Origin of the sequence: Halomonas sp. A29, assembly GCF_046723295.1 — a bacterium.
In the GTDB taxonomy this organism is placed as follows: domain Bacteria; phylum Pseudomonadota; class Gammaproteobacteria; order Pseudomonadales; family Halomonadaceae; genus Halomonas.
Map to the genome: position 1 here is coordinate 90015 of NZ_JAXQPR010000008.1, position 22244 is coordinate 112258.

At 60.3% G+C, this 22244-nt stretch carries 28 protein-coding genes and 1 pseudogene; 20 read left to right on the top strand and 9 right to left on the bottom strand.

The window, feature by feature from the left end; translation table 11 throughout:
• Window positions 1-5: 5 nt before the first annotated feature.
• Window positions 6-1418: a PhoH family protein gene (locus SPH52_RS16485; RefSeq protein WP_411796135.1), complete on the bottom strand. Its 1413-nt coding sequence runs from the start codon at window positions 1416-1418 to the stop codon at window positions 6-8.
• A gap of 395 nt (window positions 1419-1813) precedes the next feature.
• On the opposite strand from SPH52_RS16485, the gene SPH52_RS16490 reads away from it, so the two are divergent.
• The 6 genes from SPH52_RS16490 to SPH52_RS16515 all read left to right on the top strand — a co-directional run bounded on the left by SPH52_RS16490 (window position 1814) and on the right by SPH52_RS16515 (window position 6966).
• Window positions 1814-2479: a cell division protein ZipA C-terminal FtsZ-binding domain-containing protein gene (locus SPH52_RS16490; protein ID WP_411796136.1), complete on the top strand. Its 666-nt coding sequence runs from the start codon at window positions 1814-1816 to the stop codon at window positions 2477-2479.
• Window positions 2480-2839: 360 nt separating this feature from the next.
• Window positions 2840-4534 (top strand): methyl-accepting chemotaxis protein, encoded by a 1695-nt coding sequence (locus SPH52_RS16495; RefSeq protein WP_411796138.1) that lies wholly within the window; start codon window positions 2840-2842, stop codon window positions 4532-4534.
• A 225-nt stretch (window positions 4535-4759) separates the two neighbouring features.
• Entirely contained in the window at window positions 4760-5224 is a 465-nt protein-coding gene (locus tag SPH52_RS16500) for an AAC(3)-I family aminoglycoside N-acetyltransferase (protein WP_411796139.1), read from the top strand.
• A gap of 53 nt (window positions 5225-5277) precedes the next feature.
• Window positions 5278-5817, top strand: coding sequence for a GNAT family N-acetyltransferase (locus SPH52_RS16505; RefSeq protein ID WP_411796140.1), 540 nt, complete (start codon window positions 5278-5280; stop codon window positions 5815-5817).
• Window positions 5818-5891: 74 nt separating this feature from the next.
• Window positions 5892-6509, top strand: a complete 618-nt coding sequence (locus SPH52_RS16510) for a LysE family translocator (RefSeq protein ID WP_411796141.1) — start codon at window positions 5892-5894, stop codon at window positions 6507-6509.
• Between the two features lie 46 nt (window positions 6510-6555).
• On the top strand, window positions 6556-6966 hold the full coding sequence (locus tag SPH52_RS16515) for a VOC family protein (protein ID WP_411796142.1): 411 nt from the start codon (window positions 6556-6558) through the stop codon (window positions 6964-6966).
• A gap of 22 nt (window positions 6967-6988) precedes the next feature.
• Here SPH52_RS16515 and SPH52_RS16520 read toward each other — a convergent pair whose 3' ends face one another.
• Window positions 6989-7447, bottom strand: a complete 459-nt coding sequence (locus SPH52_RS16520) for an Lrp/AsnC family transcriptional regulator (RefSeq protein ID WP_411796143.1) — start codon at window positions 7445-7447, stop codon at window positions 6989-6991.
• A gap of 126 nt (window positions 7448-7573) precedes the next feature.
• Between SPH52_RS16520 and SPH52_RS16525 the strand changes: the two genes are divergently transcribed.
• Window positions 7574-8572, top strand: coding sequence for a nucleoside recognition domain-containing protein (locus SPH52_RS16525; protein WP_411796144.1), 999 nt, complete (start codon window positions 7574-7576; stop codon window positions 8570-8572).
• Window positions 8573-8586: 14 nt separating this feature from the next.
• Here the strand turns inward: SPH52_RS16525 and SPH52_RS16530 are convergent, their stop codons facing one another.
• Entirely contained in the window at window positions 8587-9543 is a 957-nt protein-coding gene (locus SPH52_RS16530; protein ID WP_411796145.1) for a LysR substrate-binding domain-containing protein, read from the bottom strand.
• A gap of 101 nt (window positions 9544-9644) precedes the next feature.
• On the opposite strand from SPH52_RS16530, the gene SPH52_RS16535 reads away from it, so the two are divergent.
• Window positions 9645-10460 carry an aminotransferase class IV family protein gene (locus tag SPH52_RS16535; RefSeq protein WP_411796146.1) on the top strand — a complete coding sequence of 272 codons (816 nt, stop codon included), beginning with the start codon at window positions 9645-9647 and terminating at the stop codon, window positions 10458-10460.
• A 145-nt stretch (window positions 10461-10605) separates the two neighbouring features.
• Here the strand turns inward: SPH52_RS16535 and SPH52_RS16540 are convergent, their stop codons facing one another.
• Both SPH52_RS16540 and SPH52_RS16545 read right to left on the bottom strand, forming a co-directional pair.
• A complete protein-coding gene (locus SPH52_RS16540) occupies window positions 10606-11031 on the bottom strand; it encodes an organic hydroperoxide resistance protein (RefSeq protein WP_411796147.1) in 426 nt (141 codons plus the stop codon).
• Window positions 11032-11122: 91 nt separating this feature from the next.
• Window positions 11123-11596, bottom strand: a complete 474-nt coding sequence (locus SPH52_RS16545; RefSeq protein ID WP_411796148.1) for a MarR family winged helix-turn-helix transcriptional regulator — start codon at window positions 11594-11596, stop codon at window positions 11123-11125.
• A gap of 187 nt (window positions 11597-11783) precedes the next feature.
• Between SPH52_RS16545 and SPH52_RS16550 the strand changes: the two genes are divergently transcribed.
• On the top strand, window positions 11784-12161 hold the full coding sequence (locus SPH52_RS16550) for a CidA/LrgA family protein (protein WP_411796149.1): 378 nt from the start codon (window positions 11784-11786) through the stop codon (window positions 12159-12161).
• Entirely contained in the window at window positions 12158-12868 is a 711-nt protein-coding gene (locus SPH52_RS16555; RefSeq protein WP_411796150.1) for an LrgB family protein, read from the top strand. Before SPH52_RS16550 ends, SPH52_RS16555 begins: the two co-directional genes overlap by 4 nt.
• Before the next feature lie 72 nt (window positions 12869-12940).
• Here SPH52_RS16555 and SPH52_RS16560 read toward each other — a convergent pair whose 3' ends face one another.
• Window positions 12941-13567, bottom strand: coding sequence for a LysE family translocator (locus SPH52_RS16560; protein ID WP_411796151.1), 627 nt, complete (start codon window positions 13565-13567; stop codon window positions 12941-12943).
• Between the two features lie 135 nt (window positions 13568-13702).
• On the opposite strand from SPH52_RS16560, the gene SPH52_RS16565 reads away from it, so the two are divergent.
• The 6 genes and pseudogenes from SPH52_RS16565 (at window position 13703) to SPH52_RS16590 (ending at window position 17086) form a co-directional block, all read left to right on the top strand.
• Complete coding sequence (locus SPH52_RS16565; protein WP_411796152.1) at window positions 13703-14191, top strand: Lrp/AsnC family transcriptional regulator; 489 nt, start codon at window positions 13703-13705, stop codon at window positions 14189-14191.
• Between the two features lie 24 nt (window positions 14192-14215).
• Entirely contained in the window at window positions 14216-14806 is a 591-nt protein-coding gene (locus SPH52_RS16570; protein WP_411796153.1) for a sugar O-acetyltransferase, read from the top strand.
• Window positions 14790-14900: pseudogene (locus SPH52_RS16575) on the top strand (glutathione transferase); the annotation flags it as partial. The gene SPH52_RS16570 and the pseudogene SPH52_RS16575, both read left to right, overlap by 17 nt.
• A gap of 86 nt (window positions 14901-14986) precedes the next feature.
• On the top strand, window positions 14987-15574 hold the full coding sequence (locus SPH52_RS16580) for a YdeI/OmpD-associated family protein (protein WP_411796154.1): 588 nt from the start codon (window positions 14987-14989) through the stop codon (window positions 15572-15574).
• Between the two features lie 41 nt (window positions 15575-15615).
• Entirely contained in the window at window positions 15616-16164 is a 549-nt protein-coding gene (locus SPH52_RS16585; protein WP_411796155.1) for a dihydrofolate reductase family protein, read from the top strand.
• A gap of 61 nt (window positions 16165-16225) precedes the next feature.
• Window positions 16226-17086, top strand: coding sequence for an isocitrate lyase/phosphoenolpyruvate mutase family protein (locus tag SPH52_RS16590; RefSeq protein WP_411796156.1), 861 nt, complete (start codon window positions 16226-16228; stop codon window positions 17084-17086).
• A 103-nt stretch (window positions 17087-17189) separates the two neighbouring features.
• Here the strand turns inward: SPH52_RS16590 and SPH52_RS16595 are convergent, their stop codons facing one another.
• Together SPH52_RS16595 and SPH52_RS16600 are read right to left on the bottom strand one after the other, a co-directional pair.
• Entirely contained in the window at window positions 17190-17396 is a 207-nt protein-coding gene (locus tag SPH52_RS16595) for a hypothetical protein (RefSeq protein ID WP_411796157.1), read from the bottom strand.
• A 317-nt stretch (window positions 17397-17713) separates the two neighbouring features.
• Window positions 17714-18151, bottom strand: coding sequence for a nuclear transport factor 2 family protein (locus SPH52_RS16600; protein ID WP_411796159.1), 438 nt, complete (start codon window positions 18149-18151; stop codon window positions 17714-17716).
• A 281-nt stretch (window positions 18152-18432) separates the two neighbouring features.
• Here SPH52_RS16600 and SPH52_RS16605 point away from each other — a divergent pair, with 281 nt between their 5' ends.
• The 4 genes from SPH52_RS16605 to SPH52_RS16620 all read left to right on the top strand — a co-directional run bounded on the left by SPH52_RS16605 (window position 18433) and on the right by SPH52_RS16620 (window position 20794).
• On the top strand, window positions 18433-18594 hold the full coding sequence (locus tag SPH52_RS16605) for a hypothetical protein (protein ID WP_411796160.1): 162 nt from the start codon (window positions 18433-18435) through the stop codon (window positions 18592-18594).
• A gap of 93 nt (window positions 18595-18687) precedes the next feature.
• Complete coding sequence (locus SPH52_RS16610; RefSeq protein WP_411796161.1) at window positions 18688-19155, top strand: hypothetical protein; 468 nt, start codon at window positions 18688-18690, stop codon at window positions 19153-19155.
• Window positions 19156-19532: 377 nt separating this feature from the next.
• Entirely contained in the window at window positions 19533-20150 is a 618-nt protein-coding gene (locus tag SPH52_RS16615) for a class I SAM-dependent methyltransferase (RefSeq protein ID WP_411796162.1), read from the top strand.
• A 158-nt stretch (window positions 20151-20308) separates the two neighbouring features.
• Complete coding sequence (locus SPH52_RS16620) at window positions 20309-20794, top strand: VOC family protein (protein WP_411796163.1); 486 nt, start codon at window positions 20309-20311, stop codon at window positions 20792-20794.
• Between the two features lie 156 nt (window positions 20795-20950).
• Here SPH52_RS16620 and SPH52_RS16625 read toward each other — a convergent pair whose 3' ends face one another.
• On the bottom strand, window positions 20951-21853 hold the full coding sequence (locus tag SPH52_RS16625; RefSeq protein WP_411796164.1) for an alpha/beta hydrolase family esterase: 903 nt from the start codon (window positions 21851-21853) through the stop codon (window positions 20951-20953).
• Window positions 21854-22244: the final 391 nt, after the last annotated feature.

The window sequence follows — 22244 nt, forward strand, 5'->3', positions numbered from 1 at the left end:
TCAGCTTACAACAGTTCTTCGCCAGCCAGTGCCAGGCGCGAGCGCTCCACGCTGCGCAGGGTCACGTGGCCGGCATGGGGCCAGTTGCTGAAGCGTTGGACCACCGCCGCCATGCCGCAGGTATTGGCGGTGAGATAGGGCGTGTCGATCTGGCCGACGTTGCCCAGGCAGACGATCTTGGTGTTCCTCCCGGCGCGGGTGAGCAGGGTCTTGAGCTGCTTGGGGGTGAAGTTCTGTGCCTCGTCGATGATCAGGAAGGTGTCGTTCAGGGTGCGTCCGCGCATGAAGCCGGGCGCGCGGATCTGCACACGGGAGCCGATCAGGCTGCGCGTGGCGTCCTGGCTCCAACTGGTACTGCCGTCATGCTCGTCGCGTAGCAGGTTGTCCATGTTGTCGTGGAAGGCGCCCATCCACGGCGACATCTTCTCCTCCTCGGTGCCGGGCAGGAAGCCGATGTCTTCACTCATCGAAATCGGCGCCCGGGTGAACACGATACGCTCGAAACGCTTGGCATCCAGAGTCTGCTGGAAGGCCGCGGCCAGCGTCATGAAGGTCTTGCCGGTGCCGGCGCTTCCGGCAATGGTGACCAGGTCTATCTCGTCGTCCATCAGCAGGTTGAGGGCGAAGTTCTGGCGGCTGTCGTGGGCGTGGACGCCCCAGACGCCGTCCCTGTGGCGGTAGTTGGTCAACAGCTGTAAACGTGCCTGGTTGGGACCCAGCTCTCGCACGATGGCCTCGAAGCTGGCTCCGTTCTCGCTGTCGGAGACCAGCATGCCCAGGTGCCAGTCGCTCGGTATCCTCCCTTCCAGCCGATAGAAGGTGTGGTGATCGACTCGCTCCACCTCGACTTCGACCTCCATCTGGTCCCAGGGGCCGTTACCGCCTTCCGCATCGGGATAGATGCGCACACCCTCGAGCATGACGTCGCTGTCGCTGAAGGCGCGGTCGGTCAGGTAGTCTTCCACCGGCACGTGCAGGGCGGCGGCCTTGACCCGCAGGTTGATATCCTTGGTAACGAGAATCACCGAAGCTTCAGGGCGCTCGTCGCGCAGCCGGCAGGTCTCGGCCAGTAGTACGTTGTCGGGGCTTACCTCGAGGTGCTCCAGCGGCTTTAGCTTCGGATAGCAGAGGAACCTGAGCTTGCCGAGGGAAGTGCCACCGGCGCGAGGGATTGGAATGCCTTGCTGAATCTCGTCGAAGGTGACTTGGTTGGTGAGGTCGGAGAGGGTGCGGCTTACCTGGCGGGCGGTGCGAGCGATCTCGCGCAGGCCGTTCTTGAGCTTGTCGAGTTCTTCGAGAACGGTCATGGGGATGACCACCTCGTGTTCCTCGAACTGATACAGCGCAGCAGGGTCGTGGAGAAGAACGTTGGTGTCCAGCACATAAAGCCGCTTGGCTTTCTTGTCGAGTCGTACCATCGGGGCAGCGCTCCTGAGTTGACGGCACCTACAACACTGGCCTTCACATCATTCCATGGTATGACAGTTCCGGCTCACTGGTGGCCAGTGTCACTTGTGTTGGCGTGGCTCCTCTTTGGCTGTTGTTACCCCTAGCATGGGGTCTTCGTGCTCAGGCTGCCATACCTATCCTTCAACGCAAGCCCTGGGCATCTTGTCAACGTTGATTGCGCATATAGCGGGACGTAGCGTAACGGCGTAATCTACTGGGAAAATAACGATGGCCCGGCACGACATTGTCTGTGCGAACCTGGATGTATGCGGACGGACGTATGGGAACGTAGGCGTATGCTAGCGTAGAGTGTCGCGGCAGTAGGGAAATGCCTCGTGGGCCAGCAAAAGTAGAGGTGCGCAGGATGGATCCGGTCATAGCGGTGCTGATCGTGGCGGGAGTGGCATTGCTGCTCTCGCTGGTGTGCATGGTGGCGTTCGTGAAGAGCCGCAATGCGCGCAATGAAGCCGAAAAGGCGCCAACGGCAACGAACCAGGTGGCGGAAGCGGTTCCGGACTCCAGCTCGGAGGAAGCCGCTCGGTCGGAATCAGTCGCTGTGCCGCCCGACGCGCAGGAGCCGATGCACCGTTTCAAGGTGGCATCGGGCAAGGACATCAAGCAGTGCCTGTTCGTGATACTCGAGTGGCCGGGGCTGGATACCAACCGTCGCCTCGCTCGCCTGCTCAAGGAGCACAACGCCCAGTACGATGCCAAGCTGGGTGTTTACAAGATTCGCGACCCCCTCGCCGGCTACAAGCTCACCCTTGCCAATTCATCGCCGCCCGGCACCTTGCCGCCTATCCACGAGGGCGACGACCAGCCCACCGTCCCAGGCGTCTCCATCCTGATCCACTTCGTCAACAAGCGGAGTGTCGCCCGCAACCCAGAGACCCTGATTCAGATCACCCAGTCGATCGCTGCCCTCGGTGGCCATATCCTCGATGCCGAGCGTAATGCCGTGAGCAACGAGGAGTTCGAGCAGTTGCGCCAGCACGCGCAGAACCGAGAGGTCGCTTCCCGGCGGGCCTGATGGCTCCAGATGGAGTCATGGTTGCCATCGCCCCTCTCTAGTTCGCTTTCGTCCCGACGCTGCAGTGCAATCGCATTGCTTTCTCTATCTTTTATTACTTTATTCGATATGAAAATATTTAAATAAATTTATATACCTTTTTTGCTTCTTGTTTTTCCTCGTCTGTCAATATTTTGATGAAACTTTCTGCTGTTTATTTGATGCATGTCAAGTATTCGATCGCGTGCTCTTGCTCCATGTTAACTAATGTCGGTGAGGGTCGATATTGAGTTGTCTGTTGAGCGCTTAGGCCTGTGCCGGAGAAGGCAGCATGACATAACGCTACGAACATGAGATTTGGCAATCGAGGAAGGGAACTCAATGAAAAGGCTTTTAATGAAATTGTCGATCAAGGCCAGCTTGACCGGTGTGTTGATCATCTTTACCGTGCTTATTGCCGTGGTGGCTTTCCTGGGTTACAAGTCCAGTAGCTTGGGTAAGATTTCCATGGTTGAACTCAATACGTTCAATTCACAGCTGAACGAGCTGAATCGAGCGCAGATAAACGTCGTCGATACACAGCTGAGTCTCCTCAATCACCTGGATGCTCTAAGCGAAGACGAAAGAGCGCTCGCCACACGCTACCTGGAATCGGGAGAGAGATTCCTGGGTACCGCGCAGGAGAGGTTCGCCGCATATATTGCCATTCCCAAGTCGGCGCAGGGGCAGCCCTACGCCGATACGTTGGAAGATATTTTCCATCGTCTGGTGGAGCGTGGGCTCAAGCCACAGCTGATGGCCTTGCAGCGAGGCGATGAAGATGCTTATCGGAGTGCCAAGCGCGAGGGTGATCTCATCAACCAGGAGTTCATTGAGGCCAACCAGGCATTCGTCACTTACGTCAATGGCCGCGGCGCCAATCTGCTGGATAGCTTCGATTCCACCATGGAACTCTACGGTATCATCGATATCATCGCTCTGCTGCTGGTGGCTTTCTGCATCGTTGCGGTGCGCATGGGTATGATGCGCGTCCTTATCCGCCCCTTGGAAGAGGCGGTGCAGCACTTCGAACGCATGGCCAAGGGCGATCTTTCGCATTCCATTGCCGACCGTGGCCGCAATGAAATCGGCAAGCTCTTCGCCGCCATGCAGCACATGCAGACCGGCCTGTACCAGACGGTCTCCACCGTGCGTGACAGCAGCGGTTCGATCCATGTGGGCGCTCGCGAGATCGCCAGCGGCAATGCCGACCTCTCTTCGCGTACCGAAGAACAGGCGGCTTCCCTGCAGGAAACAGCCGCCAGCATGGAACAGCTGACCGCCACGGTACGGCAGAACGCCGAGAATGCACGGCAGGGCAGCAGCCTGGCCAAGGATGCCTCGTCCACTGCCGGCAAGGGAGGTGAGGTGGTCAAGCAGGTCATCGATACCATGCATGGCATTACTGACAGCTCACGCAAGGTAGCGGACATTATCGGCGTCATCGACTCGATTGCCTTCCAGACCAATATTCTCGCCTTGAATGCTTCCGTAGAGGCGGCTCGTGCAGGTGAGCAGGGGCGCGGCTTCGCCGTGGTGGCGAGCGAAGTACGCAACCTGGCGAGCCGTAGTGCAGAAGCCGCCGGCGAGATCAAGCGCTTGATCGAAGCTTCGGGCGAGCAGGTCACCAAGGGCGCCACGCTGGTCGAGAGTGCGGGTACCACGATGCAGGACATTCTTGCCTCGGTGCGCCGCGTCAGTGACATCATGGACGAGATTGCCGCCGCCTCGCAGGAGCAGAGCTCAGGTATCGAGCAGGTCAATACGGCTGTATCGCAGATGGACGAGGTGACCCAGCAGAACGCCGCGCTGGTGGAGCAGGCCTCGGCAGCGGCGGCATCGCTCGAGGCCCAGGCCGAGCAGCTCGAATCCGCTGTCTCGATCTTCCGTCTCTCCGACAACGAGCCGTCTCGCGTTAGCGCTGCCTCGTCGGTGCCAGCCCTGCCGGGGATGTCAGCGTCGCAGGAGGTTGCCAGGATTACCAAGCGACTGACTCAGCCTTCGCGTCAAGCCGAGCCGGAATGGGCAGAGTTCTGAGTTTTAATTGCTCGTCATTCGCTTAAGAGAGCCGGGACGCCATGAGCGCCCCGGCTTTTTAGGTCATGCCACACCCAGCTTGACATGGCCAATTCGCATCCCTGCGAGTGGAAAAACTTGAGCATAGCCCATCGAATAGCGCATAACGGAGCTGCTGCCACAGCCCAATCGATCAGCATAAGTGCGCCGGCAGGCAGGGCCTGGTAAGTAAGAACGAGGTGAACAATGGACACAGCCACAGGATTTGTCATCGAGACACTCTCCCCCCGCGACAGCATGCTGATGGATGAGCTGCTGACCGTGTTCGGTGAGGCATTCAATGAAGTAGATACCTACGGTGCCGCTCGACCCGGCCGGGCTTACATGGAACGCCTATTGGCAAGCGATACCTTCATTGCCTTGGTGGCCCGCAAGGGCGGCGAGGTGGTGGGCGGTATTGCCGCCTACGAGCTGCACAAGTTCGAGCAGGAGCGCAGCGAGATCTATATTTATGACTTGGCGGTGGCAGAAGCACACCGGCGCGAGGGCATTGCCACGGCAATGATAGAGAGCCTTAAGGCTATTGCGGCGCAGCGGGGTGCCTTTGTCGTCTACGTTCAGGCAGATTTGGTCGATACCCCCGCCATTGAGCTCTACTCGAAACTCGGTGTGCGCGAGGACGTGCTGCACTTCGATATCCCAATCCGCTGAGGTCGGAATGACCCATGCCAACGGCTAGGCGTAATGATTGCCAGGGAGGCACCATGTATGAGTTGGAAACGCCGCGCCTTCGGTTGCGTCCACTGGCCAACGGGGATGTGCCGGCGTTGGCCGAGATGCTTGCCGACCCAGAGGTAATGCGCCATTCCCTGCGCGGCGTCTGTGATGAGATGGCCACTCGCATCTTCCTCGACTGGTGTTTCGACTGTTACATCAAACACCGCACGGGGCCGCTGGCACTGGTGGACAGGAAGGACGGCAACTTCGTCGGCATCTGTGGCGTGTCTCCTGAAAAAATCAAAGGTACCACGGAGTTGAACCTGGGCTACCGGCTTGCCAGGCGCTACTGGGGCCAAGGGCTGGCTACCGAGGCCGCGCTTGCTGCGCTGGAGCATGCCTTCAGCGACAGGCGATTCGATTCGATCATTGCGATCATCGAGCCAACGCATGCCGCCTCGCTACGGGTGGTGGAGAAGGCGGGGTTCGGTCGATTTCGGACGCTGGAGCTCCATCAGCGGCCAGTGCGCCTGTATCGAATGCTTCGGGCGCAATGGCAGCAGCGATCGGCAGCGGAGCCGGGCTGAGCGGGCATGGCTTCATTCGGCATGGCGCGATCGGTCCAGGCAGGCCTCACCTTAAATACACTGGGAAAGCGATAATGGACCTGACCACGCTATTGCTGTTCATACCGGCCTGCTTCGCGCTCAACCTGGCGCCAGGCCCCAACAACCTGCTCTCCATGAGCAACGCCAAGCGCTACGGCGTCAATGTTGCCTGCCTGGCGGGAATCGGCCGCCTGGTCGCGTTCGTGGCGATGATTGCGCTGGCGGCCTCCGGGCTTGCCACGCTGCTGTATGCGTCGGAAAGGCTGTTCCTCGTTATCAAGCTGCTGGGGGCCGCGTACCTTTTCTGGCTGGCCTACCAGCTGTGGTTCGCCGAACCGGGTGAGGAGCGCGAATTGGAAGGGCGGCAGCGCAGCCTATTGGGGCTGGCACGCCAGGAGTTCCTGCTGGCGGCGGGCAACCCCAAGGCGATCCTGATCTTCACCGCCTTCCTGCCGCAGTTCGTCGACCCTGCCGGCCCCGTTGCGCTGCAGTTCACTGTCCTCGGTGCGCTCTTCCTGCTGCTCGAGTGGGTGGCCATCGCCGGCTACGCTTATGTCGGCGCTTTCCTGCGCCAGTGGTTCTCGCGCCCCGCCATGCGACGGCTGTTCAATCGTGGCTGTGCGGCGCTGCTTGGCAGTGCCGGGGTGGGCTTGCTGGTGGCTCGTCGGTAATGATGAGCGGTAGTGTATCGTTGGCCATTAATGGAGGAATCGCAGCATGAAGCCAAGGATCAGCATGATCACGCTCGGTGTCCGCGATCTTGCGGCGTCGATTCGCTTCTACGAGCAGGGGCTGGGTCTGCCCAGGATGGAGTCGCCGCCCGAAGTGGCCTTCTTCACCCTCAACGGTACCTGGCTGGGGCTCTACGGCCGTGAGGCGCTGGCCGAGGATGCGGGCGTTCCTGCCGAAGGCAGCGGCTTTGCCGGCATCGCCCTGGCCCACAACCTGGCCTCCGAGGCGGAGGTCGACGAACTCCTGGAGCAGGCGGTTGCCGCTGGCGCCAAGCTGGTCAAACCTGGCCAGAAGGTGTTCTGGGGTGGCTATTCTGGATACTTCTCCGACCCGGACGGCTATCTGTGGGAAGTGGCTCACAACCCCTTCGCCTGGGTCGGCCCCAAGGACGAGTAGGGTAGAGCACTTTGGCCAGCAATTAGATACCCAGCGGCAGCCGCGTCTCGAACTTGGTGCGCTTGCGCGATATCAGCGTGCGGAACTTGTGCACCCCGTCGCTGGCATCCAGCACGCGGTCGCAGAAGCGATCGTAGCACTGCATGTTGGGCACGCTGACGATCAGCACGAAATCCACCTCGCCGGTGACCTGGTAGCACTGGGTGACTTCGGGGGCCGCTTCCATCTGCTTGATGAAGCGGCCGTAAAGCGCCTTGTCGTCTCGCGTCATGGTCACTTCCACCACCATGTGGAGGTTGGCACCCAACGCTTCGGGCGCCAGGATCGCCACTTCGCGCTGGATCACGCCTTGCTCCTTAAGGCGGCGAACACGCTTCAGGCATGCCGAGGGTGAAAGCCCGACCCGCCCTGCCAGCGCCTGGTTGGTCAGGCTGGCATCGCTCTGCAATTGATCGAGGATCCTCAGGTCGAGTCTGTCCATGTGCAGGAAATTTCCTTCGCCACCTACAGAAAGCAATATTCTTCCCGTTTCAGGGTAATAACGCCATCGCCTTGTCCGGTACATGAGTAAATTAAGCAACTGGCTCCCTGACGGAACAACGCCCACATGACACAACGACTTCCTGCCCGCCTGCTCGGCACGATGGGCAAGCTGCTGCGCGAGGCCTGGACGGTCTATTGGACCCTGCTCAAGGTGATGGTGCCGGCACTGCTGATCGTGAAGGCACTCGAAATGCTGGGCATGACCGAGCTGCTCGGCCAATGGCTCGCGCCATTGATGGCGCCGCTGGGGCTGCCCGAACCGCTGAGCGTGGTGTGGGCCGCCACACTGCTGACCAACATCTACACTGGCTTGGTCATCTTCTTCGAAGTCACGCGGGATACGCCGCTGACCGTGGCGCAGGTGACGGTGCTGGGTGCGCTGATGGCCGTGGGGCACTCGCTGCCGATAGAGGGGGCCGTGGCGCGCATGGCCGGCGTGCCCTGGTGGCTGACCGTGCTGCTGCGAGTCGGCGGTGCCTGGCTGTTGGGTTGGCTGCTGCACCTGAGCTATTCGTGGGGAGGCTGGCTTCAGCACGCCAACCACGTGGTGTGGAAGCCTTCCGCCCAGGAGGCGACCCTGGCGGCCTGGCTGCAGGGGCAGGCCACGACGCTGGCGATCATCTTCGTGGTGATCTTCGCCCTGATGAGTCTACTCAGGCTGCTGCACTGGCTGGGCGTCGAACGGCTGATTCACAAGCTGCTCTACCCGCTGCTGCAGCTGCTGGGTATCGGCCCGGCAGCAGCCAACATCACCGTGATCGGTATCACCCTGGGGCTCACCTTTGGTGCCGGACTGCTTCTGCGTGAGGCGCATTCGGGCCGCCTGACGCCACGCGACATCGTGCTCACGCTCTGCTTCCTCGGCCTCTGCCACAGCCTGATCGAAGATACTCTGCTGATCATGCTGATGGGGGCGGACCTCTCCGGCCTGTTATGGGCACGGCTCGGTTTCGCGCTGGTGGTCATCGCCATACTGGCCAGGCTGCCGTGGCTGAAGCGGGCCCAGATGCCTGCCTGGATATATATCGAAAAAACGATGCCGGAACGGGAGCAGAATCCTTGAGGAGGGGCTTCCAGTCAGACAGTCGCCGGAGCGCCAACGCCGGCTGCTCCACAGCTTGAAGCGTGTACTTCGTCAAGGAGCCACTGCCTGAATGCCAATAAGCGCGGGTCGAACTGGCCGCTTTCGGGATAGACCAGGTAGTAGGCGAACGCCGGCATCACTGCGAGTTCTATGTTGAACAGCGTCACCAGGCGGCCCTGGCGGAGCTCGCTTTCTATCATGGCCGGTTCGGCAAGGCCTACGGCGCCGCCTTCGAGCACGGCTTGCACGACATGGCTCGCCTCGGAGAAGGCCACGCAGCGGCTGGGGTCGAAGTCTTCGATGCCAGCCGCCGCCATCCACATGGGCCAATTCGGCCAGGCCTGGCCGCCGACGTGGCAATCCACGTGGCACAGTGTGTGGTTCAGCAGATCCCTGGGCGCCTTCAGATCGGGGCCGGCCTCGAGCAGTGCCGGGCTGCAGACGGGCACCACCGTTGTCTCGAACAGCCGGTCCGAGCGGGCGTTGGCGTACAGGCCACCGCCGAAGCGAATGGCCGCGTCCACATCGTCGAGCTCGAAATCCCTGACGTCGTCGGTAATGTCGAACGTCAACTCCAGGGAGGGAACGGCCTCCCTGAAATGGGAGAGCCGGGGTAGCAGCCAGTTCGTGGCGAAACGGGCGCCGAGCGAAAGGCGCAGCGGTGATGAACCTCGGGCCATCTTTCGCGCACGCCCCACGGCACGCTGCAGGTTTTCCAGGGCTTCGCTGGCGGCCTCGAACACCACCGCCCCGGCAGGCGTAAGCCGAATACTGCGGCTGCTGCGCACGAACAGCTCGATCCCTAGCTGCTGTTCCATCTCCTTAATCTGATAGCTGACCGCGGCCGGCGTCAGTCCCACTTCCTCGGCGGCACGCGTGAAGTTCAAGTGCCTGCCCGCGGCCTCGAAAGTTCTCAATGCCCGCGTACCGGGCAGCAGTCGGTTGCTCATCGTTCTTCAAGCCAAACTTGATGGTTCATCGAGAAATACTCGTTTCCCAGGAAAGAGTCAACGCGACATTATCAAGCGAACCTTGAATACGGAGTTACCTCATGACAGCAAACCGGGAAACCTACGTAACACAGCGCAATGGACTCGACGCCACGGCAAGCGAGCTCTCATCGCTGGCCTTCGCGGGCTACGCCCACTTCACTGCCATGCAGGTACGTGGCGGCAAGATCCGTGGCCTCGACCTTCATCTGGAACGGCTGCGCTCTGCGTCGCGAGAGCTGTTTGGCCAGGCGCTTGCCGACGAAGAGATCCGACGCTATCTGCGAAAGGCCGTGGAGGCTGGCCCTTCTGACCTCTCGCTGTTGGCCACGCTCTATTCGCCGGCGGGGGAGTTCACCATGGCTGGGCCTGAAGCGACCCCGGAGGTGCTGGTACGCACGGCACCGCCTTCTTCCGGCCCACTAGGCCCGCTGACGCTGGCACCGGTCGAGTACGAGCGCGTACTACCGCAAGTGAAACATGTGGGGGAGGTGGCCAAGACCTCCTACCTGCGCCAGGCCGTCGAGCAGGGCTACGATGATGCGGCTTTCCTGGATAGGGCAGGGCGGCTCAGCGAAGGCACGATCTGGAACCTCGCCTTCTGGGATGGTGCCGCCGTGGTATGGCCGCAGGCGGAGATTCTGTTGGGCACCACCATGGGCATTGTGCGACGGCAATTGCAGCGTCTTGGCATTGCCCAGCGCACCCAGGCGGTAACCCTGGCGGATCTATCCTCGCTGAAGGGGGCCGTGGTGATGAACTCATGGACGCCTGGCATCGCCGTTAGCCGGATCGGCCCGGTATCGTTGCTGGAAGCGCCGGAGTTTCTCTCACTGCTGCACGAGGCCTATCAAGCCGAGCCGCTCGAGTCGGTTTGAAGCCCCCATGCCGGGTGCTCTCAGGTAGGTAAACGCTTACTGGGGCGCGTGGAACTTTCCGGTCATATATAGGCAGAGCCGCAGACGGCATGCGTCTGCGGCTCTCGCGTTTTACTGTCTTGCCCCGTTCGAGACTGCGCGAGCCTCAGACGATGCTCAAGCGAACGTCGATGTTGTTGCGCGTGGCATTGGAGTAGGGGCAAACGACATGGGCGCGTTCGACGAGTGCTTCGGCGTCTTCGCGATCCACACCCGGCAGGCTGATCTTGAGTTCGACCTCGATACCGAAGCCGTTGGGGATCTGCCCGATGCCGACGCTACCGGTAACGCTGACATCCTTCGGCATCGGCAGCTTGTCGCGGGCGGCCACGAACTTCATGGCACCGAGGAAGCACGCGCTATAGCCCACGGCGAACAGCTGTTCCGGGTTGGTGCCCTGGCCGCCGGCGCCGCCCAGTTCCTTGGGTGTGGTGAGTGCGACGTCGAGTTGGCCATCGTCGCTGATGCCGCGTCCGTCACGTCCGCCTGTGGCTGTTGCGGTGGCGCGGTAAAGTACTTGTTCCAGTGACATGTTGCTTCTCCTTCGTGGTATTTATCGTGTGTGTTTATATCGCGCACGATATTTATAGGTCTAAAAATCCCGTGGCTTCCCCACAGGTGCTTCATTCCGCGAGCTTGAACAAGCTCGCCCGAATTTGGTTCAACCTCTGGCGCAGGTCGGCGACTTCCTTCGCCGAGCATCCCATGGCCTCGGCCATGCACTTCGGCAACTCTCCGGCCTTCTGTCGCAGCGCCCTTCCTTCCTCGCTCAGGGTGACGATGACCTGCCGCTCGTCCTGAGCCGAACGACGGCGATGCAGAAGACCGCGGCTCTCCAGGCGCTTGAGCAGGGGAGTCAGCGTGGTCGTCTCCAGATAGAGCCGCTCGCAGATATCGGTCACCTTGAGACCATCCTGTTCCCACAGCACCAGCATCACCAGATACTGGGGATAGGTGAGATCGAGCTCACGCAGCAACCCGCGATAGACCTTGTTGACGCCGAGTAGCGTCGAGTACAGCGCGAAGCAGAGCTGCTGGTCGAGGTGTAGCAGATCTTCGCTGTCGTCATGGTCGAGGTGTGGTGTCTCTTTGCTCATGCAGTGAAATTTATATCGTGCACGATGTTTCGTCAAGCGTCTTTATCTTGCGCATCAAAAATGTTGCAGATGCAGGCCGCACCGCATGCAGCGGCAACATGGTAAGCTTGGTAACGTTTCCCGTTCTGGCTACCTTCCGCCTTCCCGCGGCAGGCGGCGCAATGTTCACCCTTCGTGCGGAGATGGCATGAAGCTTCTGCGTGGGTTCCTGTGGCTGCTCGGTTTCCAACTGCTCGGCCACGCCGTCGTCGAGCTGCTGTCGCTACCCGTCTCCCATGCCATGGCCGGGTTGCTGTTGCTGCTGGCCTGGCTGCTCGTGAAGCGACGCCTGAACGAGAGCGTGGCCACGGCGAGCCAGGCGCTGATTCCGCTGCTTGCCATGCTGATCATGCCCGGCGTGGTGGGGGTGTTCTTCGTAATCGATGAGTTCGCCGGCCACTGGACGGCGATCATGGCCGCCCTGGGCATAGGCACTTTTCTCAGCGTGCTCACCACGCTATGGCTGATGCGGCGCTTCATGCCCCGGGAAGCCGCGAACGCCGATGAGCGGGAGCGTCAGCCATGAGCGAGCTGCACGCCTCCCTGCTGAGCACACCGATACTCGCCGTTGCGCTGACCCTGGCCGCCTATCTTGGCGGCATCCACCTATTCGAACGGATGGGTCGGCCGAGCTGGTGCCCGGCGGTGCTGATCGGCGCCGTGCTCACGGCGGCAAGCCTGTGGCTGCTGCGCTACGAGTACGTCGATTATCAGCGCAACGTCACCTGGCTGACACTGCTGCTGGGCCCTGCCACCGTGGCATTGGCGGTGCCGCTCTACCAGCAGCGACAGCATATCTTCGCGCTGTGGAAACCGATCCTCTGCTGCGTGCCGCTCGCCGCCGTACTGGCCGCATTCTATGCCGTGCTGATTGCCTGGCTGCTAGGGGCGCCGCCTGACGTGCTGGCCTCGCTGGCGCCGAAGTCCGTCACCGCACCCCTGGCCATGGGTATCATCGAGCAGATCGGCGGCTCGCTCTCGCTGATGCTGGGCGGGCTGCTGATCACCGGCGTGCTGACCACCATCTTCGTCTCGCTGCTGGCCCGCCTGCTCAAGATCACCGACAAGCGCATCCTCGGCTTCGCCCTCGGCGTGAATGGCCACGCCATCGGTATCGTGCGCGCCTTCGAACTCGGCCCCACCGCGGGCGCCTTCGCCTCGCTCGGCATGAGCCTGACGGGGGTATTCACCGCGGCGTTCCTGCCGCTGGTGTGGCGTCTGTTTGGCGTGTGACGTCCCGACCACGAGCAGTAACTGGACTGGGTGTGGGGAGGACTTATCAGTGCACCGTCGCGCCAACCGAAGTCAGCCGCTCAACGCCAGTTTTGTACCGAAGCCCATCAGCAAGGTGGCGAATAGCCAGCGTTGGAAGCGCTGTGCAAGCGGGTGACTTGCCATCCAGCGGCCTAGAGCCATACCAACTGCCGTATAGAACAGGTCGAAGATAAACCCGACGCCTACTAGCACGATACCGAGCAGCGTGAATTGCAGCGCCACCATGCCGGAATCGGCGCGCATGAACTGCGGCAGCAGTACCGAGCAGAACAGCAGGGCCTTGGGATTGGCAATGTTGGTCAACAAGCCGCGCTGGAATGCCAGGCGGTAGGAGCGCGGAAGAAGCGTCTGCGGTGCAGCGCTTGCGGTATCCGACCACATGTCGGCACGGGCCAGCCGGATACCCAGCCAGACCAGGTACGCGGCGCCAATTCCTCGTGTGATATCGAACAGCAGCGGTGAGGCCTTCAGCAAAGCCGCCAAGCCCAGGGCTGCCAGGGCGACATGGGCGCCGCGTGCCAACCCCAGCCCGCATGCCGTGGCCAAGGCAAGGCCACGGCCCTGCCGGCTGGCAGTCTGCAGGATCAGCACCATGTCCGGCCCAGGAATCATGTAGGCAATGGCCAGCGCAGCCACGAACAGACCCAAGTGTTCCATGCCACGACCTCCCCTGACCGGTTCAATATGGCTTCAGCATAAGGAAAGTCAGGTCAAAGCGTGTTGCGTAGTTGGGCTGCATAGCGGCTATTATTGGCATATTAAAAACGATAGTGCGCGATAGGCTTGTCAATCATGCCAAAAATGAAGCTCGATAATCTTGACCGCCGCATCCTCTCCGCCCTGCAGCGCGATGCGCGGCTTACCAACGTTCAGCTCGCCGAGGAGGTGGGGCTCTCGCCATCGCCTTGTCTACGCCGAGTGCGGTTGCTCGAGGAAAGGGGCATCATCCAGGGCTATCACGCTGCGCTGGAGCGAGGCGGGGTGGGGTTGGGACTCACCGTATTCGTTGGGATCAAGGTCAAGCAGCACCATGACGAGATGGCCCGGGCGTTTCGAGAGGACGTCGTCAAGCTACCGGAAGTGGTTTCCTGCCATCTGGTCTCGGGAGAGGCGGATTTCCTGCTGCAGGTGGTGGTGCCGGATCTGGCCGCCTACGAGGCGCTGTTGCTCGACAAGCTGTTGAAACTGCCGGGTGTCGGCGACATCCGCAGCAACTTCGCGATTTCGACGGTAAAGGCGCAATCGGCCTTGCCCCTCGGGCACCTGCCGCACCCAGATTGAAGCGGCTACGACAAGGGAGATGCAATGAATAGTGAAAAGGAAAAAATGCTGGCCGGTGAGCTCTACGACCCGCGCGATACCGAGCTGCAAAGTGAACGCCGCCGCGCCCGTCTGCTGACCAAGGCCTTTAACGATACGAGCGACGACCAGGGGAGTGAGCGCAAGCGGCTGCTGCTCGAACTGTTCGGCACCATGGGCAAGGGCACCTTCATCGAGCCGCCGTTCTACTGCGACTACGGCGGCAATATCACGCTGGGCGAGCGGGTCTTCTTCAACTTCAATTGCGTGATCCTCGACGTGGCGCAGGTCACCATCGGCAATCACGTGATGTTCGGCCCCAATGTGCAGGTCTACACCGCCACCCACCCGCTCGATGCCGAGCAGCGCCGTGGCGGCCTGGAAGCTGCCAAGCCCATCACCATCGGCGACGACGTCTGGATCGGCGGCGGGGCGATTCTCTCCCCCGGCGTCACCATCGGTGCCCGCTCGGTCATCGGCGCCGGCAGCGTGGTGACCAAAGACATCCCAGAGGATGTGTTTGCCGGCGGCAACCCCTGCCGGGTGATACGCTCTCTCGAGAATGATGAATCGCAGCTCCCTCTTCCTCGATCCTGACGACCACAAGCTCGAAATCCATTCGGGCAACCTCGAAAGCCGGCTGGCAGAACTACGCAAGAGCCCCTATGAAGGGTTGGAGTGGTACGTTTGAGAGGGTTAGAGGGTGAGAGGCTTAGTGAGTAAGTAAGCGCTGACTGGGGTGAGGCGCACATTCCATTGACCAAGAGAAGAGAGGCAATGAAAACAACAAATCCAAAAGTCGAAGCGCTCTTGAACAAGACCGAATGGCAGGATGAGAGAAATAAGCTTCGAGCCATACTGCTTGACTGCGAGTTGAGTGAAGACGTGAAGTGGGGAAAGCTGTGCTACTCGTTCCAGGGCAGCAACGTGGCAGTTATCTTTGCAATGAAATCATACTGCGCCCTCGGCTTCTTCAAGGGCAGCTTGTTGAAGGACCCCGAAGGCATTCTCGTTGCACCGGGTGAGCATTCCCAGGCGATGCGCCAGGTTCGTTTTACCCAGGCGCAAGAGATCGAAGCGCTGGGGCCAGTATTGAGAGCCTACCTTCATGAAGCCATCGCGCTGGAGAAGGTCGGGGCTAAGGTGGACTTCAGCGAGAAGAATGAGCTGGAATATCCCGAGGAGTTCCAGATGGTGCTGGATGGTAATGCGGCTCTGAAGGCTGCCTTCGAATCGCTCACACCGGGGCGGCAGCGGGGTTATATCCTCCATTTCACCGGTGCCAAGCAGTCCAGCACGCGGACATCGAGAATCGAGAAGTGCGTGCCGACTATTCTCGCAGGTAAGGGGCTGAACGACCGCTGAGTTCGCCGGAAGAGTGCCTGAACAATTGGAGCCGAAATGCCATGAAAACGCAGTACTATACGGCAACGAGTCTCGACGGCTTCATCGCCACCGAGGACGATTCCCTGGACTGGCTCTTTCCGCTGGCAGATATCAACGACACGAGCTATTCCGCCTTCTTTGCGGAGGTCGGGGCGCTGGCCATGGGCTCCACCACCTATGAGTGGATCCTGCGCCATTCGGAAAAAGTCGCCGAGGAAACCGGCTCGGCATGGCCCTACACGCCGCCAACCTGGGTCTTCTCGAGCCGCAAGCTGCCGAGCATCGAGGGGGCGGATATCCGCTTCGTGCAGGGCAGCGTCGCTCCCGTTCATGCCGAGATGCTACAAGCGGCAGGCGGGAAGAACCTCTGGGTCGTGGGCGGTGGCGATCTGGCCGGCCAATTCCACGACGCCGGCTTGCTGGACGAACTTCTCGTGCAGGTGGGCTCGGTCACACTGGGCAACGGCAAGCCGCTGTTTCCACGCCGCATCACCAACCCGCCGCTGGAGCTGGTCTCCGTCCGCCAGGTGGGCACGGGCTTCGCAGAGCTGTGCTACCGAGTGCCGTGAGGTGGAGCAATACCGATAGCGCGATGGAGTTTTCACAGAGCTGTTTCTTACAGGAGGCGTTATGGTAAGTCTCGAGCAACGACGCGAAGATTTCGCCAAGCTTCATGAGTCGGGCTGCTTCGTCATCCCCAACCCTTGGGATATCGGTACCGCGCGTTTCCTCCACCACTGCGGGTTTCGTGCATTGGCAACCACCAGTGCGGGTTTCCAATTCAGCCAGGGCCAGGCCGACACCGTATTGGGGCTATCCTGCGAAGCCGCTCTCGCTCATATCGCCGAGATGGCGAACGCCACCGAGCTGCCGGTAAGCGCGGATTTCCAGTCTGGTTATGCGCACGAGCCCGAAGCCGTAGCGGCCAATGTGGCGCGCTGTGTCGATACCGGCGTTGCCGGGCTTTCCATCGAAGATGCCACCGGGGAGCCGGGCCAGCTGTACGATCTCGATCTCGCCGTGGAGCGCATTCGCGCGGCCCGGGCTGCCATCGAGGCAACGGGCGCGCAGGTGCTGCTGACCGCGCGGGCGGAAAGCTACCTGGTGGGCCACCCCGAACCGCTGAAGGACGTGCTGCAGCGCTTGACGGCATACGCCGAGGCCGGCGCAGACGTGCTCTTCGCACCCGGGCCACGAACGCGGGAGGAACTTGGCGCCATCGTCAGTGCCGTCGCCCCGAAGCCGGTCAATGCCATCGTGATGGGCAACATGGGGCTGACGGTGGCGGACCTGGCAGGGCTCGGTGTGCGGCGAATCAGCGTCGGCTCGGCGCTCGCGCGCACCGCCTGGAGCGCGTTCATGCGAGCCGCCAGGTTGATGGCCGAGGAGGGGAGTTTCGAAGGCCTGGGTAACGCGGCAAGCTTCGGTGAGCTGAATACGATTTTTGAAGCTTATGATGAATCCAGTGTACGGCCTGGCAAGGCGGATTAGTAAGCGCTGACTGGAGGGCTCAACGTACGACGAAACAGCGTCAGCTTGGCGCTCGCGTACGCGGCTTGGGTGCGTTGCATGCGAGACGCCTGTATGAAGGCCCTCAGGTCATTGACGCCCGGCAGTGCTCCAACTGACGCTGGGCTTCGGCCAGCGTGTGAGTCTTGCCACTCCAGGGCAGGCGCTCGCCTGCTTGGTGGAGGTGGTATTCGATCTGGCATTGGTCCTCGTCGTCCAGGATCTCGTAGCCGTGGATCTGGTCGCCGAACTCGTTGCACCACCAGTTGTCAGGGAGTTTGGTCCAGTTCATGGCGTCACCTCCACTGGCGCATCAACGCCAGGATTCTCCAGTTCACCACAGCGCGCTTGCGCTCGGCTGTTATCGCATCGGCTCGGCGGGCTTCACGGCGCCAAAGCGCCTCTTCATCTATTAGGCACTGCCGGTGCCGCTTCCGTTCAGATACACTAATAGCATACTTTGTAACATTGGATTTCATTTAGCCTAGTATAAGGTTTATCGGCTTGCCCACCCCAATCTTGAGCATTTTTTGCGAGGCCTTGGAAGGGCACAGCGGCGCTGGCGTGGGGCCACGCCGTGGCCTCCGCGCAGAGCACCCAGCTCCACTCTCAGGTACTTAGATTCAGAATGGCGTTGATTTCCGCTGTATCGAAATAGAAGGGCGTACCTTCAACCAATAAGCCATTCTCAAACCTCAATATTTCTGAAAATGGCTGTGTGACTGATATTCCGGTCGCTCGGGCTGTCAGATGTAAGATGCACGACACATACAGCTTGGTTGGGGAACCGGCGTAGTTCAGGTCTTCCACTGCCACCTTGCTGAATGCTTTGCTCATTTTCTGCATCAACCCGGCGATACCTTCCAAGCCTATCCAGTCGCATGAGTACGGGAGTGATGTAGGCTCGTGGACGACAACATTGGGGTGGAAAGCATCCGCTAGTAGGCAAATGTCTTTTGGCTCCGATTCCATAAAAGCCATCTCCGCTTGAAACATTCTTTCGAGCATCTGCATAGTAGAAAGCGATTCTTCTTGGCTGGTTTTCATTGCGCCCTCGGCCGTATATGAATGACGATAAGAAGATACTGGCCCTGCCGAGGGGACGACTATCCGTTTATTGCCCCCAATTTCTGAGTATCTGAAGCGGACAGTACGGCTGGTAATATTGGCTTGCTTTGAGCTGCGGTCCTGATGCTCAGGTAACCTCTAGGGTGACGAGCTTGAGCCAAGCGGCGCTACCGTAACCCACGGCAGGTTAGTAAGCACTGACTGGTGGGGTTGGCTTCCCCTCGCTATGCTGAGGCGAAATCGACGCCAGGGAATCGGCCATGCTGATCGAGATAATAAGAAACACACCGCGCTGGGTATTCCTGCTCTTCATCGTGCTGCTCGTGATGGGCTACCAGCAGAGCAGAGACCGCACAGCCAGCCGACGCCCGTTCCGCCATTGGCGTTGGCTCATTGCCCAAAGGATTCGCTGTGGAAATTGAGGCCATCGTGGTGTTTTCATAGCGCTGGCGCGCCGGGAAGAACCCGCTCCCGGGTACCGCTCATGCCAAGCGTTGAAGGCGTAGGGACAAGGTATGCATGAAGTAGCAGCCAAGTGGATTTTAGAGCTATTGAGGGATCGGGGTATTCCCTGTCTGTTCTGCGGGGGGCTTGCAGCGAAGGGATACGGTTCTGAACGAGACCTGAACGATATCGATCTGTTCGTTCCCGGCACGTATTTTCCAGAAGTGGTGCAGGCCGGCCAGGAATTCATATCCAAGCCTGCAGCTCACTATCGGGAGGAGGGTTGGGATCTTACTTACGTCCAGTTCAAGTATGAAGGCGTCAAAGTGGAGGTGGGGAATGCAGACGGAGTACGGATTTTTGATGTGGCCAGTCAGGTATGGATCACGCTCAATATCGATTTCTCCCGCTATGAAACGGTGGGCCTGCTAGGACAAGCGCTGCCGCTGATGCTGCGGGAGGATCTGGTTCGATATAAGGCAGCCCTGTCGAGACCTGTGGATATTGCCGATATCCGCGCGATCCGTGAGGGTGCGTAATTAAAGCACTATCTACAATCGAAGGCTGAATTCTAAGGAGCAGTGCATGACAGTCGTTACCACCATCGAAGTCCCCGGCGTCACCGAAACGTCATATGAGTCGCTAGGAGCGAATCTTACCCCGAAAGGAGCGCCAGAGAGCATTCTCTATCATGCTTGCGGTCCTGTTTCCGGCAGTTGGCGCATCGCGGATGTGTGGCGCTCTGCAGAAGACTTCGACAGGTTTGTGAATGGAACGCTTCTACCTGCGGCGCGTGAACTCGGGCTCCCCGAGCCGGTCCGGCGAGAGTGCTTCCCAGCGCATCATGCCGGACAGGTTGCCTCATGATGAACCAACGCGCTCCATTTTCCGGGTTCGCTGACCTGGGGTTGAAGCGATGAAAAACGCCAGAGCGTTCTGGAACAAAAGTGCTGCGCGCTACGCCAAGAGCCCCATTCGCAACGTGAGCGCGTACGAGAAGAAGCTGGCCATCACCCAGGAGTACCTGCACCCGGATAGCAGCGTGCTGGAGTTCGGCTGCGGGACGGGGAGTACGGCGATACTCCATGCCCCTCATGTCAGGGATATGGTCGCTATCGATATTTCCGACAAAATGCTGGAGATCGCCGAGCAGAAGGCACGTGATGCCGGTATCGAGAACATCACCTTCCGACGAGGCACCTTGGAAGAGGTGGAGCAGGCGGAGGCAAGCTTCGATGCCGTGCTGGGGCTCAATATCCTTCACCTGCTCGAAGATCTGGACGCGACGCTGGCCAGGGTGCATGGCTTGCTCAAGCCAGGTGGCGTATTCGTTTCCAGCACCGTCCTGATCGGCGATATCAACTTCCTGCTGCGCCTGGTGATTCCACCCATGCAGATGCTGGGGCTCGCTCCCTATGTGAACCGCTTCGGCAAGCAGGCGCTGGTCGATAAGCTGACCGGCGCGGGCTTCTCCATCGAGCGGGAGTGGCAGCCCGGGAAGGCGACGGTCTTCATCGTTGCCAGAAAGGGCTAGTAGACGGTTCAGCAGGCCGAGCGAGCTGAAGGACCCTGGCGCGGTCAGCGGTTCGGCCAATCCGGCCCCATGGCGGCTTCTTTCCGGCTGGCCTATCTTTTCCTGGCCAAGGAAAGCATCAATCAGGCAGGGAAGCGCCATGCCGCTGGAGGATCATAATGACGAAGATCGCAAAGAACACAGTTTGCCTTTGGTACGAACGCGATGCTGAGGAAGCGGCATTGTTCTACGCCAAGACCTTTCCCGACTCGTCGGTTGACGCGGTGCATCGCGCACCGGGCGACTACCCTTCGGGCAAGCAAGGGGATGTACTGACAGTCGAGTTCACCGTGATGGGTATTCCCTGCTTGGGGCTGAACGGTGGGCCCGCGTTCAAGCACAACGAAGCGTTCTCTTTCCAAGTCGCCACGGAAGACCAGGCCGAGACCGATCGATATTGGAATGCGATCGTCGGCAACGGCGGCCAGGAGAGCGAGTGCGGTTGGTGCAAGGACAAGTGGGGCATCTCTTGGCAAATCACGCCAATCGCGTTGACCAAGGCGTATACCAGCTCCGACCGCTCCGCCGCCAAGCGGGCATTCGATGCAATGATGACGATGAATAAAATAGACGTTGCCGCGATCGAAGCGGCGGTTCGTGGTTAGAAGCCGGCGATCCAGCAACAGCATGCGGCGACGGCACTGCGTCCGCCTTCATTCCACCTCTGGCCTGGCATAAGACGGTCAATACCGGGCCCGCGCCGTTGGCCGGGAGCGGATCCGTCAAAGGGCGGCATGAAACGCCCGGCCACAGTTCCCCTACTACGTAAGGCCCCAGAAATGCGCTATATGGCGGGTCGAGGAAATTCCGACTTCCAGCATATACTTGTCTTCCTCCCCGAGGCCCTCGTCTCCTCCGGCCATGATTGGGGTGCCGTGCCCCATTCCACCGATGATGTATTCCTCGATCACCTCCCGCCCGTCCGCATTGCACCATACCTGCCGGGGAAAACCGTCGACCTGCTCCACTCGTGTCGGTGGCCCTTCGACCTTGTGGATTTTCTGCCACTGCCGGACGATAGAATCGGCGTTGGCATTGTTGACGGTCGAATCGCTGCCGCCATGCCAGACCGAGATCGTTGGCCAGGGGCCGTCGAATGTCGAGGCTCTTCGTACTAGCGCGTCGAGCCCGCTATCCGATGGGCCGCCAAACCCCTTCATGCGTACCAGCGCCTGCATCAGGGAGTCCGCGCTACGGTAGGGTAGCCCGGCGATGATCGCGCCCCCCGCAAACACCTCCGGATAGGTCGCCAACATCACAGATGTCATGGCGCCACCCGAGGACATCCCCGTGATGAAGACGCGCGCCGGGTCGATGGCATGATCATCAACGACCTGCTCAATCATATGACGAATAGAGAGAGGTTCGCCGCCGCCGCGGTGGGTATCGCCAGATTTGAACCAGTTGAAGCTGCTAAGAGGGTTGTTGGTTTTTCTTTGCTCAGGATATAGGAGCGCTATCCCGCACTCGTCGGCGAGAGTAGACCAGCCTGATCCGTGATCATAGCTCTCGGCAGACTGGGTGCTGCCGTGTAGCACGACGACCAGCGGCCCGTTCGTCGGGAAGTTCTTCGGGATATAGGTGGCTGCATGTAGCGACCCGGGGTCAGTTCCGAATTTTTTCAAATCCGTCAGGCGATCGTCGTTATCTGAAGCTGTCGACATATATGGCCTCCTTGCCATTAGTAGGGCGCCGCCCCATCGAACGTCCGCAGCGGACGGAAGTGGGCAGTCGGGGCTGTTGGCCTCCGTGCCAGTCTAGCATGGAGTGGCCTTTGCAAAGCCGCCGCGCTGCATGAAATCCGGCGGCTTCCACCCCTCACGCCAACTAAAGTGCCGCGCGCTACGTCAAGCGCCCTATTCGCGGGTCCGCGAATAGGGCGCTTGCTGTTCACCTTTATTGAAAAACGCCCCATGTAAGAGAAGGCTTACATGGCGTAAGCATTTGCCCTCAACGGCACGACCAAGGTCAAATTTCCGGTTCGTTACGTAGCATTACACGCGGCAAAACGTTAGCGTGACGGTAAAGCGGGCTTAAGCGAAGACCCGCCCCTGA

Coding starts and splice junctions, on each gene's coding strand:
- SPH52_RS16485 (WP_411796135.1), bottom strand. CDS start 1,418: ATGGTACGACTCGACAAGAAAGCCAAGCGGCTTTATGTGCTGGACACC.
- SPH52_RS16490 (WP_411796136.1), top strand. CDS start 1,814: ATGGATCCGGTCATAGCGGTGCTGATCGTGGCGGGAGTGGCATTGCTG.
- SPH52_RS16495 (WP_411796138.1), top strand. CDS start 2,840: ATGAAAAGGCTTTTAATGAAATTGTCGATCAAGGCCAGCTTGACCGGT.
- SPH52_RS16500 (WP_411796139.1), top strand. CDS start 4,760: ATGGACACAGCCACAGGATTTGTCATCGAGACACTCTCCCCCCGCGAC.
- SPH52_RS16505 (WP_411796140.1), top strand. CDS start 5,278: ATGTATGAGTTGGAAACGCCGCGCCTTCGGTTGCGTCCACTGGCCAAC.
- SPH52_RS16510 (WP_411796141.1), top strand. CDS start 5,892: ATGGACCTGACCACGCTATTGCTGTTCATACCGGCCTGCTTCGCGCTC.
- SPH52_RS16515 (WP_411796142.1), top strand. CDS start 6,556: ATGAAGCCAAGGATCAGCATGATCACGCTCGGTGTCCGCGATCTTGCG.
- SPH52_RS16520 (WP_411796143.1), bottom strand. CDS start 7,447: ATGGACAGACTCGACCTGAGGATCCTCGATCAATTGCAGAGCGATGCC.
- SPH52_RS16525 (WP_411796144.1), top strand. CDS start 7,574: ATGACACAACGACTTCCTGCCCGCCTGCTCGGCACGATGGGCAAGCTG.
- SPH52_RS16530 (WP_411796145.1), bottom strand. CDS start 9,543: ATGAGCAACCGACTGCTGCCCGGTACGCGGGCATTGAGAACTTTCGAG.
- SPH52_RS16535 (WP_411796146.1), top strand. CDS start 9,645: ATGACAGCAAACCGGGAAACCTACGTAACACAGCGCAATGGACTCGAC.
- SPH52_RS16540 (WP_411796147.1), bottom strand. CDS start 11,031: ATGTCACTGGAACAAGTACTTTACCGCGCCACCGCAACAGCCACAGGC.
- SPH52_RS16545 (WP_411796148.1), bottom strand. CDS start 11,596: ATGAGCAAAGAGACACCACACCTCGACCATGACGACAGCGAAGATCTG.
- SPH52_RS16550 (WP_411796149.1), top strand. CDS start 11,784: ATGAAGCTTCTGCGTGGGTTCCTGTGGCTGCTCGGTTTCCAACTGCTC.
- SPH52_RS16555 (WP_411796150.1), top strand. CDS start 12,158: ATGAGCGAGCTGCACGCCTCCCTGCTGAGCACACCGATACTCGCCGTT.
- SPH52_RS16560 (WP_411796151.1), bottom strand. CDS start 13,567: ATGGAACACTTGGGTCTGTTCGTGGCTGCGCTGGCCATTGCCTACATG.
- SPH52_RS16565 (WP_411796152.1), top strand. CDS start 13,703: ATGCCAAAAATGAAGCTCGATAATCTTGACCGCCGCATCCTCTCCGCC.
- SPH52_RS16570 (WP_411796153.1), top strand. CDS start 14,216: ATGAATAGTGAAAAGGAAAAAATGCTGGCCGGTGAGCTCTACGACCCG.
- SPH52_RS16580 (WP_411796154.1), top strand. CDS start 14,987: ATGAAAACAACAAATCCAAAAGTCGAAGCGCTCTTGAACAAGACCGAA.
- SPH52_RS16585 (WP_411796155.1), top strand. CDS start 15,616: ATGAAAACGCAGTACTATACGGCAACGAGTCTCGACGGCTTCATCGCC.
- SPH52_RS16590 (WP_411796156.1), top strand. CDS start 16,226: ATGGTAAGTCTCGAGCAACGACGCGAAGATTTCGCCAAGCTTCATGAG.
- SPH52_RS16595 (WP_411796157.1), bottom strand. CDS start 17,396: ATGAACTGGACCAAACTCCCTGACAACTGGTGGTGCAACGAGTTCGGC.
- SPH52_RS16600 (WP_411796159.1), bottom strand. CDS start 18,151: ATGAAAACCAGCCAAGAAGAATCGCTTTCTACTATGCAGATGCTCGAA.
- SPH52_RS16605 (WP_411796160.1), top strand. CDS start 18,433: ATGCTGATCGAGATAATAAGAAACACACCGCGCTGGGTATTCCTGCTC.
- SPH52_RS16610 (WP_411796161.1), top strand. CDS start 18,688: ATGCATGAAGTAGCAGCCAAGTGGATTTTAGAGCTATTGAGGGATCGG.
- SPH52_RS16615 (WP_411796162.1), top strand. CDS start 19,533: ATGAAAAACGCCAGAGCGTTCTGGAACAAAAGTGCTGCGCGCTACGCC.
- SPH52_RS16620 (WP_411796163.1), top strand. CDS start 20,309: ATGACGAAGATCGCAAAGAACACAGTTTGCCTTTGGTACGAACGCGAT.
- SPH52_RS16625 (WP_411796164.1), bottom strand. CDS start 21,853: ATGTCGACAGCTTCAGATAACGACGATCGCCTGACGGATTTGAAAAAA.